Source organism: Streptomyces sp. Da 82-17 (assembly GCF_046098215.1).
Classification (GTDB): domain Bacteria; phylum Actinomycetota; class Actinomycetes; order Streptomycetales; family Streptomycetaceae; genus Streptomyces.
On the sequence record NZ_JBJURH010000002.1, the window covers coordinates 72,968 to 84,644 of the forward strand.

Annotated in this window: 11 protein-coding genes; 6 read left to right on the forward strand and 5 right to left on the reverse strand. The window is 71.8% G+C overall.

Annotated elements, in window-relative coordinates; genetic code table 11:
• Nucleotides 1–311: 311 nt before the first annotated feature.
• The gene (locus ACIDOF_RS03310; protein ID WP_409004101.1) at nt 312–1,403 is read right to left on the reverse strand and encodes an amidohydrolase family protein; all 1,092 of its coding nucleotides are present in this window, start codon (nt 1,401–1,403) and stop codon (nt 312–314) included.
• A gap of 137 nt (nt 1,404–1,540) precedes the next feature.
• Between ACIDOF_RS03310 and ACIDOF_RS03315 the strand changes: the two genes are divergently transcribed.
• From ACIDOF_RS03315 to thpD, 5 genes are all read left to right on the forward strand, one after another.
• Nucleotides 1,541–2,638, forward strand: a complete 1,098-nt coding sequence (locus tag ACIDOF_RS03315; RefSeq protein WP_409004102.1) for a pyridoxal-phosphate-dependent aminotransferase family protein — start codon at nt 1,541–1,543, stop codon at nt 2,636–2,638.
• A 511-nt stretch (nt 2,639–3,149) separates the two neighbouring features.
• On the forward strand, nt 3,150–3,704 hold the full coding sequence (gene ectA, locus ACIDOF_RS03320; RefSeq protein WP_409004103.1) for a diaminobutyrate acetyltransferase: 555 nt from the start codon (nt 3,150–3,152) through the stop codon (nt 3,702–3,704).
• 103 nt (nt 3,705–3,807) lie between these two features.
• Nucleotides 3,808–5,076, forward strand: coding sequence for a diaminobutyrate--2-oxoglutarate transaminase (gene ectB, locus ACIDOF_RS03325; protein ID WP_409004104.1), 1,269 nt, complete (start codon nt 3,808–3,810; stop codon nt 5,074–5,076).
• Nucleotides 5,077–5,129: 53 nt separating this feature from the next.
• Nucleotides 5,130–5,534 (forward strand): ectoine synthase, encoded by a 405-nt coding sequence (locus tag ACIDOF_RS03330; RefSeq protein ID WP_409004105.1) that lies wholly within the window; start codon nt 5,130–5,132, stop codon nt 5,532–5,534.
• A 147-nt stretch (nt 5,535–5,681) separates the two neighbouring features.
• Complete coding sequence (gene thpD, locus ACIDOF_RS03335; RefSeq protein WP_409004106.1) at nt 5,682–6,581, forward strand: ectoine hydroxylase; 900 nt, start codon at nt 5,682–5,684, stop codon at nt 6,579–6,581.
• Between the two features lie 86 nt (nt 6,582–6,667).
• Here thpD and ACIDOF_RS03340 read toward each other — a convergent pair whose 3' ends face one another.
• The 4 genes from ACIDOF_RS03340 to ACIDOF_RS03355 form a co-directional block, all read right to left on the reverse strand.
• A complete protein-coding gene (locus ACIDOF_RS03340; protein WP_409004107.1) occupies nt 6,668–7,708 on the reverse strand; it encodes an aminotransferase class V-fold PLP-dependent enzyme in 1,041 nt (346 codons plus the stop codon).
• Nucleotides 7,709–7,778: 70 nt separating this feature from the next.
• A complete protein-coding gene (locus ACIDOF_RS03345) occupies nt 7,779–8,498 on the reverse strand; it encodes a DsbA family oxidoreductase (RefSeq protein ID WP_409004108.1) in 720 nt (239 codons plus the stop codon).
• 124 nt (nt 8,499–8,622) lie between these two features.
• Nucleotides 8,623–9,111, reverse strand: coding sequence for a GNAT family N-acetyltransferase (locus ACIDOF_RS03350; RefSeq protein WP_409004473.1), 489 nt, complete (start codon nt 9,109–9,111; stop codon nt 8,623–8,625).
• Between the two features lie 111 nt (nt 9,112–9,222).
• Nucleotides 9,223–10,209: a GlxA family transcriptional regulator gene (locus ACIDOF_RS03355; RefSeq protein ID WP_409004109.1), complete on the reverse strand. Its 987-nt coding sequence runs from the start codon at nt 10,207–10,209 to the stop codon at nt 9,223–9,225.
• Nucleotides 10,210–10,280: 71 nt separating this feature from the next.
• Here ACIDOF_RS03355 and ACIDOF_RS03360 point away from each other — a divergent pair, with 71 nt between their 5' ends.
• Entirely contained in the window at nt 10,281–11,666 is a 1,386-nt protein-coding gene (locus ACIDOF_RS03360) for an MFS transporter (RefSeq protein ID WP_409004110.1), read from the forward strand.
• Nucleotides 11,667–11,677 lie beyond the last annotated feature (11 nt).

Sequence of the window (11,677 nt, forward strand, 5' to 3'; positions counted from 1 at the left end):
GCACGGGGACAGGTGCGCGGTGCCGGCGACCGGGACCCCGGCATCGTTACGCACACGGAGTGAACTGGCAGCCACACGGGGTCACTTCACTCCAAAGTGGGGTTTCCGCCCTCGTTTTCGAATCCCCCGGCACGCGCGTTCCCTTCCGCCTCCCCCGTCACGCCCCTTGCCGGACCTGGGAGTTGTCGTACGGGGCGGTCCCGCGGGGGTGGTGAGAAGTGGGCAACGAGTCGTGGGTGCGCGGGGGCACGGGTGCGTCAACCCGACGCCCCGCGCGCCCCTGCGCCCCCTGCCTCGCGGGCAAGCCCCGCTCAGCCCACCACGTTGCCGTTCACCACGACCCGCCGCGGCGCCGCGAGCGCGCGTACGTCGGCCCGCGGGTCCTCGCCGTACACGACGAGGTCGGCGGGGGCGCCCTCGGTGAGGCCGGGGCGGCCGAGCCAGTCGCGGGCGCCCCACGTGGTGGCGGAAAGCGCGGCGAGCGGCGGGATGCCGGCCTTGGTGAGCTCGACGACCTCGGCGGCGGCGAGGCCGTGCGCGAGGCCGCCGCCCGCGTCGGTGCCGACGAAGACGGGGATGCCGGCGTCGTAGGCGGAGCGCACGGTGTCGTAGCGGCGGTCGTACAGGCGGCGCATGTGGTCGGCCCAGATGGGGAACTTGCCCTCGCCGCCCTCCGCGAGCTTCGGGAACGTCGCGATGTTCACGAGGGTCGGGACGATGGCGACGCCGCGCTCGGCGAACAGCGGGATGGTGTCCTCGGTGAGGCCCGTGGCGTGCTCGATGCAGTCGATGCCGGCCTCGACGAGGTCGCGCAGCGAGTCCTCGGCGAAGCAGTGCGCGGTGACGCGGGCGCCGAGCCGGTGCGCCTCGGCGATCGCGGCCTCGACCTCGGCGCGCGGCCAGCAGGACCCGAGATCGCCGGTGGAGCGGTCCAGCCAGTCGCCGACGAGCTTGACCCAGCCGTCGCCCCGCTTCGCCTCCTGGCCGACGTACGCGACCAGTTCGTCCGGCTCGATCTCGTGGGCGTAGTTGCGGATGTAGCGCTTCGTACGGGCGATGTGCCGGCCCGCGCGGATGATCTTCGGCAGGTCCTCGCGGTCGTCGATCCAGCGGGTGTCGGAGGGCGAGCCCGCGTCCCGGATGAGGAGGGTGCCCGCGTCCCGGTCGGTGAGCGCCTGCCGCTCGGCGGTCTCCGCGTCGACCGGCCCGTGCGCGTCGAGCCCCACGTGGCAGTGCGCGTCGACGAGCCCCGGCAGGGCCCAGCCCTCGACGGTCGTCACGTCGTCGGCGCCCGGCGGCCGCGTGAAGCTGACCCGCCCGCCGACGATCCACAGCTCGTCCCGTACGTCCTCCGGCCCGACGAGCACCCGCCCCCGAACCCTCAGCACCCCAGAATCACTCATGTCCGCAGCCTAGAACGCACTCGGTACGCTCGGACGAGCGCCCGGACGAGAACACGTCAAGCTCCCTCCGGACCCCGCCGCTCGGACACCTCAAGACCGTTCAAGACCTTCAAGACCGTCAAGAAGAGAGCACCACCGTGACGCACCCCTTCCTCGACCTGGCTCCGCTGACCCCCGCGCACTTCGCCGCGATCGAGCAGCGGGTGGCGCGGCTCCTGCGGACCGAGCAGGACGTCGTGATCATGCAGGGCGAGGCGCTGCTGCCCCTGGAGGCCTGCATCCGCTCCGGCGCCCGACCGGGCTCCACGGCCCTGAACGTGGTCACGGGGCCGTACGGCCAGACCTTCGGCGACTGGCTGCGGGACTGCGGCGCCACGGTCGTCGACCTGGCGGTGCCGTTCCACACGGCGGTCACCGCGGACCAGGTGCGCGAGGCCCTCGCCGAGCACCCGGAGATCGACTTCGTCTCGCTCGTGCACGCGGAGGCGGCGACGGGCAACACCAACCCGGTCGCCGAGATCGGCGAGGTCGTACGGGAGCACGGCGCGCTGTTCTACCTGGACGCGGTGGCGTCGATCGGCGCGGAGCCGGTGCTGCCGGACGCCTGGGGCGTGGACATGTGCATCATCGGCGCGCAGAAGGCGATGGGCGGCCCGGCCGGTGTCTCGGCGGTGTCGGTGAGCGAGCGGGCCTGGCGGCGGTTCGCGGAGAACCCGCAGGCGCCGCGTGCCTCGTACCTCTCGCTCCTGGACTGGAAGGCGCGCTGGATCGACGGCGGCCGCAAGGCGCTCCTGCACGCCCCGGCGCAGCTGGAGATGCTGGCCCTGGAGGCGTGCGTGGAGCGGATCGAGTCGGAGGGCCTGGACGCGGTGATGGCCCGGCACGCCACGGCCGCGGCGGCGACGCGGGCGGGCGCGGTGGCGCTCGGCGTCCTCGAGCCGTACGTGTACGAGGCGCGGGACGCGGCGCCGGTCGCGACGACGCTGCGCGCCCCGGCGGGCGTGGACGCGTCCGAGCTGGTGGCGCGGGCGCTGGCGGCGGATCCGGCGCTGCCGCTCGCGGCGGGCGGCGGCGCGCTCGCCAAGGAGATGATCCGGGTCAACCACTACGGTCCGGACGCGACCCGTGGCGTGGTGCACGCGAGCCTCGCGGCGCTCGGGGCGGCGCTGGGCGAGGCCGGGCAGGCGGTGGACCTGGAGGCCGCTCGGCGTGCGGTCACGGCCGCCTGGGAGTAATTTCTCGGATGCGGACTGTTCCGCGGCCGGCGCGTCCGGCCGCGGCGCACGACCGCCCGGCCGCGCAGTGCGCAGGGGCTGCACATTGCGTATTGCGCACCGGTTCGCACATTGCGCATCCGCCCGGTCGCGGACAGCGGATTTTCGCGCACGCACAAATGGGCCGCCGGCTCAGAAATCTTCCGGGGCCATAAATTAATTGAGTTTTCATGAATACGGGGAGCTACTTTTCGAGCGCAGCTTCCCGTATTCTTCTGCCCGCTTTCCCCGGTCCTAAACGCAAAGATTTCGCGAACGTCAAACGACGTAATTCGGGCAGATCTCGTGAGGGTTTCGGACGTGTGACTGACGCCACACAGAGAGCGATACGCCCCGGAATTTCCGGACATTCCCTGGCATCCTGCGGGCTGTTTGCGCGAGCGCGCACGCCCGCGTGATAACACATCGAGCGCGTTCAGGTAACCCCTCCTCGCGATGCAATTTCAATTTTCGGTCGGTAAATTCAATATGCATGACAGCCGCACAAGCAGACCTTGCAAGTGCCCGTACCGCCTTTCGCGAAATGCCGGGGGACTTGCGGCTCGACACCCCGGAGGTGACGGACGGAGCCGCACTCTGGCGCATCGCCCGTGACTCGAAGACCCTCGACCTGAACTCCTCGTACAGCTATCTGCTGTGGTGCCGTGACTTCGCCGGCACCTCGGTGATCGCGCGGGACGCGCACGGGGAAGCGGTCGGGTTCATCACCGGGTACATCAGGCCCGAGCGGCCGCACACCCTCCTGGTGTGGCAGGTCGCCGTGGACGCCTCGCAGCGCGGCCGAGGACTGGCCGCCGCGATGCTGGACGGCCTGACCGAGCGCGTCGCGAAGGAGCACGGCCTGCGCTCCCTGGAGACCACCATCACGCCCGGCAACACCGCGTCGGAGCGCCTGTTCACGTCGTACGCACAGCGGCACGGCGCCGAGCTCGACCGGGAAGTGCTGTTCAGCGCCGAACAGTTCCCCGACGGCGACGGCGGCCACGACCCCGAGGTCCTGTACCGCATCGGCCCGCTGCCCCACTGACCCAAGACGCCGCCCGCCCCGCGGGCACGTCCCTCCACCCGCCAGTCAGACCGACCCCCGAATCGGACCCCCCACGCCTATATCTCCCAGGAGGAGATTCGCTGTGACCATCACCCAGCCGGACCTGAGCGTCTTCGAGACCCTGGAGTCGGAGGTGCGCAGCTACTGCCGCGGTTGGCCGACGGTCTTCGACCGCGCGCAGGGCAGCCGCATGTACGACGAGGACGGCCACGAGTACCTCGACTTCTTCGCCGGAGCCGGCTCGCTCAACTACGGGCACAACAACCCGGTGCTGAAACGCGCCCTCATCGACTACATCGAGCGGGACGGCGTCACGCACGGCCTCGACATGTCGACGACGGCCAAGCGTGCCTTCCTGGAGTCGTTCCAGAACACGATCCTGCGCCCGCGCGACCTGCCGTACAAGGTCATGTTCCCGGGCCCGACGGGCACCAACGCCGTCGAGGCCGCGCTGAAGCTGGCCCGCAAGGTCAAGGGGCGCGAGTCGATCGTGTCCTTCACCAACGCCTTCCACGGCATGTCGCTCGGCTCGCTCGCCGTGACCGGCAACGCCTTCAAGCGCGCCGGCGCCGGCATCCCGCTGGTGCACGGCACCCCGATGCCGTTCGACAACTACCTCGACGGCAAGACCCCGGACTTCATCTGGTTCGAGCGTCTCCTTGAGGACTCCGGCTCCGGCCTCAACCAGCCCGCCGCCGTGATCGTCGAGACGGTCCAGGGCGAGGGCGGCATCAACGTGGCCCGCGCCGAGTGGCTGCGGCAGCTCGCCGACGTGTGCAAGCGCTGGGACATGCTGCTCATCGTCGACGACATCCAGATGGGCTGCGGCCGCACCGGCGGGTTCTTCTCCTTCGAGGAGGCGGGCATCGTGCCGGACATCGTCACCGTCTCGAAGTCCATCTCCGGCTACGGCCTGCCGTTCGCGCTCACCCTGTTCAAGCCCGAGCTGGACGTGTGGGAGCCGGGCGAGCACAACGGCACCTTCCGCGGCAACAACCCGGCGTTCGTCACCGCCGCCGCCGCGCTCGACGCCTACTGGGCGGACGGCCAGATGGAGAAGCAGACCCTCGCCCGCGGCGAGCAGGTCGAGCAGGCCCTGAAGGCGATCCGCGCCGAGCACCCCGAGGCCACCAAGGAGTACCGCGGCCGCGGTCTGGTGTGGGGCCTGGAGTTCCACGACAAGGACCGCGCCGGCAAGGTCGCGCGCCGCGCCTTCGAGCTGGGCCTCCTGATCGAGACCTCCGGCCCGGAGAGCGAGGTCGTCAAGCTGCTGCCCGCCCTCACCATCACGCCGGACGAGCTGGACGAGGGCCTGCGCACCCTGGCCCGCGCCGTACGCGAGACCGCGTAACGACGCACGACCGGCCCCCGCACCGCAAGACCAGAAAGAGAGAGCAACTCACCGTGATCGTCCGTTCGTTCAAGGACCTTGAAGGCACCGACCGGCACGTCAAGTCGAAGTCGGGCACGTGGGAGAGCAAGCGCATCGTGCTCGCCAAGGAGCGCGTCGGCTTCTCGCTGCACGAGACCATCCTCTACGCCGGCACCGAGACGTCGATGTGGTACGCCAACCACATCGAGGCCGTGGTGTGCACCAAGGGTGAGGCGGAGCTGACCGACGACACGACCGGCGAGAAGTACGTCATCACTCCGGGCACCATGTACTTGCTGAACGGGCACGAGAAGCACACGATGCGTATCAAGGAGGACTTCCACTGCATCTGTGTGTTCAACCCGCCGGTCACCGGGCGCGAGGACCACGACGAGAACGGCGTGTACCCGCTGCTCACGGAGCCGGACGAGGGCTGAACCCCGTCACCGGGCTCCGCAGGGGCCCGATGCCGGGGGCGTGAAGCCCCCCTTGACTCCCGACCGCCGCATCCTGCCTCGGGGGCCGGATGCGGCGGCCGGGTACATCCCGAACAGGGCCGTACGAGAGGAGAGGCAGGCAACACCATGACCACCGCACCCGAACGCACCGCAGACCTGTACCCGACCCGAGGCACCGCCGAGGTGCTCACCGCGCGCCAGGACCCCGTCGTGTGGTCCGCGCCGGGTACGGAGGGGCCGTTCGCGGCCGCGGAGCTGTCGGCGTTCGACCGGGACGGATTCTTCCAGGTCGACGAGCTGGTCTCCGGGGACGAAGTGGGCGTCTACCAGGCGGAGTTGAACCGTCTGACCCAGGACCCCGCCATGCGTGCCGACGAGCGCTCCATCGTGGAGAAGAGCTCGGGCGAGATCCGTTCCATCTTCGAGGTGCACAAGATCAGTGAGGTCTTCGCCAAGCTGGCGGCGGACCCGCGCGTCGTCGGACGGGCCCGGCAGATCCTGGGTTCGGACGTCTACATCCACCAGTCGCGCATCAACGTGAAGCCCGGTTTCGGCGCCTCGGGCTTCTACTGGCACTCGGACTTCGAGACGTGGCACGCGGAGGACGGGCTCGCGAACATGCGGACCGTGTCCGTGTCCATCGCCCTGACCGAGAACTACGCGTACAACGGCAGTCTGCTTCTGATGCCGGGTTCGCACCGCACCTTCCTCGGGTGTGCGGGCGCCACTCCGAAGGACAACTACAAGCGTTCCCTGCAGATGCAGGACGCGGGCATCCCCTCCGACGAGGCGCTGACGAAGCTCTCGGACGAGTTCGGGATCGCCCAGTGGGTCGGCAGCGCCGGCTCGGCCGTGCTCTTCGACTGCAACACCATGCACGGCAGCGGGGACAACATCACTCCCTTCCCGCGGAGCAACGTGTTCTTCGTCTTCAACAGCGTGGAGAACACGGCGCAGGAACCCTTCGCGGCACCCATCAGGCGCCCGGAGTACATCGGCGCCCGGGACTTCACCCCGGTACGGTGAGGCCCTCGCGGTGACCCCGTGATGTGACGGTCGGCCCGGTTCCCCCTCGAGGGAGCCGGGCCAACCGCCTTGTGGGGTACGGGAGTTCAGCCGGACAGCACGTCGAGCAGCCGGTCCACGTCGGCCGCCGAGTTGTACAGGTGGAACGCCGCCCGCAGGTTGCCCGCACGGTCCGAGACCTCGACGCCCGCGCGGCTCAACTCCGGCTGCCGGGAGCCCAGTCCGGGCACGGACACGATCGCCGAGCCGGGCGCGTGCACCGGCGTGTGCCCGAGCCGGTCGAGCCCTGCGCGGAACCGGTCGGCGAGCGCCGTGTCGTGCGCGTGCACCGCGTCCACCCCGAGCTCCTCGATGAGGGCGAGGCCGTGCCGGGCGCCGACGTACGACAGGAGGCTCGGGCTGACGTCGAACCGGCGGGCGGAGAGGGCGAATTCGTGGACCGGGCCGTAGCAGCTGTCCCAGGGCTTCTCGCCCGCGACCCAGCCCCCGAAGTACGGGGTGAGCGAGCCGAGGTCCTCGGGCACGACGAGGAAGGTGACGCCGCGCGGGCAGAGCAGCCACTTGAAGGCGACGGCCACGGCGAAGTCGTCCTCGGCCGCGTCGTACGGCAGCCAGCCCGCGGCCTGCGACACGTCGACGAACGTACGGGCGCCGTGCGCGCGGGCGGCCTTGCGGATCGCGTCGAGGTCGGCGACACGGCCGTCGGCGGACTGGGCGAGGCTGACCGCGACGAGCTCGGTGCTCGGGCGGACGGCTTCGGCGAGCTCTTCGAGCGGGACGGTGCGGATCATGAGGTCGGCGCGGACGTGGAACGGGGTGACCAGCGAGCTGAAGTCGCCCTCGGCGACGAGGACTTCGGCGCGCACCGGCAGGGACTCGGCGATCAGACCCGCGTAGACGGCCACGGAGTCGCCCGCGGCCACCCGGCTCGCGGGCACGCCGACGATCCGGGCGAACGCGGCGCGCGCGGCCTCCACGTCGGCGAACATGTCCCCCGCGCGCCCGGCCGCGATCGCCGCCACCGCGTCCTGCACGGCGCGGACGCCGTCGGCGGGGAGCAGACCGCTGCTCGCGGTGTTCAGATACGTCGTCTGCGGTGCGAAGGCCGCACCCGAGAGGCTCTCCATGCCCCTACTCTGCGGTGCGGCCCGAACTGTCGTCCATTGCGCGTTCCTGTGGGGTGCGCCCAAGCAGCGCTTATACGTCGCGGCTGACCTGCGGAACCTCGCAGCCGTCCGGGCCGCAGGCCGCCGCGCCGGAGTCGACGACGGTCAGCGGGGCGCGGTCGCCCCAGGCCTGCTCCAGCGCCTGTGTGAACACCTCGGCGGGCTGGCCGCCGGAGACGCCGTAGCGCCGGTCGAGGACGAAGAACGGCACGCCGGTGGCGCCCAGTTCGGCGGCCTCGCGCTCGTCGGCCCGCACGGCGTCGGCGTACGCGGACTCGTCGGCGAGCACCGCCTTCGCCTCGGCCTCGTCGAGACCGGCCTCGACGGCGAGGGCCAGCAGCACCTCCGGGTCGTAGACGGAGCGCTCCTCGGCGAAGTTGGCGCGGTAGGCGAGGGTGAGCAGCTCGTCCTGGCGGCCGCGGGCCTTGGCGAGGTGGAGGAGGCGGTGGATGTCGAAGGTGTTGCCGTGGTCGCGGCCCTCGGTGCGGTAGCCGAGGCCTTCGGCGTGCGCGTTCTCGGCGACGTGCTGCTCCATGGCGCGGGCCTCGTCCAGGGTGCGCCCGTATTTCCGCGCCAGCATGTCGAGCACCGGGGCGGTGTCGCCCTTGGCCCGGTTCGGGTCGAGCTCGAAGGAGCGGTGCACGACCTCGACGTCGTCGCGGTGCGCGAACGCCGCGAGGCCCTGCTCGAAGCGGGCCTTGCCGATGTAGCACCAGGGGCAGGCGATGTCGCTCCAGATCTCGACGCGCATCAGTTGTTTCTCTTCTCGCTACGGGGGTGGGGCGGGCACGGAGGCAGCCTCCGCAAACCGGTCAACGTACGCCCCGGCCGGCGCATTCCCCGCCGCCGTGCCCGCCCCTCCCGCGGCCCCTTCGTCAGAGCTTGCGGTGCATGACGTGCAGCGCGACCCGCCCCCGCGTGGGGTGCTCGAAGGCCTCCGGGATCGTGCCGACGACGGTGAAGCCGAGGGAGCGCCACAGGACGAGCGCCGGGTTGGTCTCGACGACGGCGTTGAAGACCATCGCCTCGTACCCGTCCTTCGCGGCCTCCGTGAGCACGTGCTCGGCGAGGCGGCGGCCGATGCCGCGGCCGGTGTGCGCGGGGTCGACCATGAACCCGGCGTTGGCGACGTGCGCGGCGGGGCCGCCGTAGTTCCGCTTGACGGAGGCGGAGCCGAGGACGGTGTCCGGGTCGGCCTCGTCGACCGCGACGAAGACGCGCCCGCCGGGCGGCATCCAGAGGGCCCGCGCCTGGTCCTTCGGGGTGTCCCGGTCCCAGGAGTACGTCTCGCCCGCGCCCACGATCTGCTGCCAGAACGGCCAGATCCGGTCCCAGTCCCGCTCTTCGGCGTCTCTGATGGTCAGCATGGGGGCAGTGTCGCAGAGGGGTGGGCGGCGCCGAAAACGGCTTTTTCTTCCCCTCCCCGCCCCTTCCCGAAGGTCCTGCGGAGCTTCGGGGCCGCGCCCCCCCGAACCTCAGGCCGTCGGTACCGGTAGTCGGCTGAACGTCGCCCGGTACGCGGACGGGGTGAGGCCCGTGCGGTGCTGGACGTGCCGGCGCAGGGAGTCCGCCGTGCCGAGGCCGCACGCGCGCGCCACCTGGTCCATCGGCAGTGTCGTCGTCTCCAGCAACTCCTTGGCGCGCTCGATGCGTTGATGCAGCAGCCACTGCAGCGGGCTCACGCCCGTCTCGGCGTGGAACCGGCGCGTCAGGGTGCGCACCGAGACGCCCGCGTGCCGCGCGAGATCGGCGAGGGTCAGCGTCCGGTCCAGGTTCCGCATCGCCCAGCCGCGGGTGTCCTTGACGGCGGTGCCGCGCTCCGGCGGCAGCGGGGTCTGCGTGAACTGGGTCTGGCCGCCCGGCCGCACCGGCGCGACCAGGGCGAGCCGGGCCACCGTGTTCGCCACCGCCGCCCCGTAGTCGGTACGGATCATGTGCAGGCACAGGTCGATGCCCGCCGCGTACCCGGAGGCCGTCATGACCTGCCCGTCCTGCACGTACAGCACGTCGCCCTGCACGTCCACCGACGGGTAGCGGCGGCGCAGCTCCTCGGCCAGGCCGTGGTACGTGGTCGCCGCGCGGCCCTCCAGAAGCCCGGCCTCGGCGAGCACGAACGCCCCGCTGCAGATCGACGCGATCCGCTTGCCCGCGGCCTCCGCCTCCAGGACGGCGGCCACGGTGCGGGGGTCGGGGGCGTACCGGTCGCCGGTGCCCGCGATCACCAGCGTGTCGGCGTCCGCCGCGGCGTCCAGGCCGCGGTCGATGCGCAGCGCGTACCCGCCGGTGGTGAGGACCTCGCCCGGGTCGGCCGTGCACAGCACGAGGTCGTAGCCCGGGCGGCCGTCGACCCGCACCTTCTCGAAGAGCAGCTCCGGGATGGCGAGGTTGAACATCGACACCGGCGAGGGCGCGATCACGGCGACCCGGTGCGGCGCGCACTCCTGACGGGGCGGCGTGGTCATGGCCAGAACCTCCGGACGTATGGCATTCCGGCCACTACTCTACGGCCGCGAAGATCGACACGCTGTGGGGCATGGACGTCACCGAACCCGCGCAGAAACCCCGACAAGGCCCGGACGAGCGGCAGTTGAGGCCCGCTCGGCCACCCGTCTCCCCGCTGCTGACCCTGCTCGCCTCGCTCCTCGGCTTCGCGCTGATCACCCTGGACGCGTCCGTCGTGAACGTCGCCCTGCCGGCGATGGGCGAGGCGCTCGGCGGCGGGATGGCCGGGCTGCAGTGGGTCGTCGACGCGTACGTCCTCGCCTTCGCCGCGCTCATGCTGTCCACCGGCGCGTTCGCGGACCGGGCTGGTGCGGCGCGCGCGTACGGCATCGGCATCGCCCTGTTCACCGCCTCCTCCGTGGCCTGCGGGCTCGCGCCCGGGCTCGGCTGGCTGATCGCGGCCCGGGTGGTGCAGGGCGTCGCCGCGGCCGTGATCCTGCCCGCGTCGCTGTCCCTCGTACGGCAGGCGTACCCGGACGCGGCGCGGCGGGCGCGGGCCGTGTCTCTGTGGGCGGCGGGCGGTTCGGTCGCGCTGGCGCTCGGGCCGGTGGCGGGCGGCGCCCTCACCACGGCCTGGGACTGGCGCGGGATCTTCTTCGTCAACCTGCCGCTCGGGGCGGTCACGCTCGCCCTGCTCGCCCGCGCCCCGCGCGCCGAACGCCGGCCCGCGCCGCTGGACGTGCCGGGGCAGGCGGCGGCGGTCGTGGCCCTGACGGCGCTCACGTTCGCGGTGATCGAGGGCGGTGCGGCGGGGGCCGTGGCGGGTGCGGTGGCCGTCGTCGCCGGTGCGCTGTTCCTGCGGATCGAGGCCCGGCAGCCGCATCCCGTGGTGCCGCTCGGCCTGTTCCGCGAGCGGACGGTGGCGGTCGCGGTGGCGGCGGGCATCGCGTGCAGCATCGCGTTCTACGGCCTGATCTTCGTCTTCAGCCTGTTCCTGCAACAGGTGCAGGGGCGGTCGGCGCTCCAGGCTGGGTTGGTGTTCCTGCCGATGACCGCGGTGATCGTCGCGACCAACGTCGTCGCGGGCCGCCTCGCCTCGCGGTACGGGCCACGCCTGCCGATGCTCACCGGCCAGGCGATCGCCGTACCGGGCCTGCTGCTTCTGCTGTACGTCGACGCCTCGACGCCCGCCACGCTGCTGGTGCTGCTGCTCGTCCCGGTGGGCGTGGGGGTGGCGCTGACCATCCCGCCGCTCACATCGGCCGTGATGGAGGCGGTTCCGGCGGAGCGGGCGGGAGTGGCGGCGGGCGTCCTCAACGCGGCCCGCCAGGTCTCCGGCGGCCTCGGCATCGCGCTGTTCGGGGCGCTGGTGGACGGGGTGGCGTTCGTGCCGGGGATGCGGGTGAGTTTTCTTGTGGGGGCGGGGGTGCTGCTGGCGACGGCGGTGTTGACGACCCGCCTGCCTCGCCGCCCCTGAGCCCCCGTCGT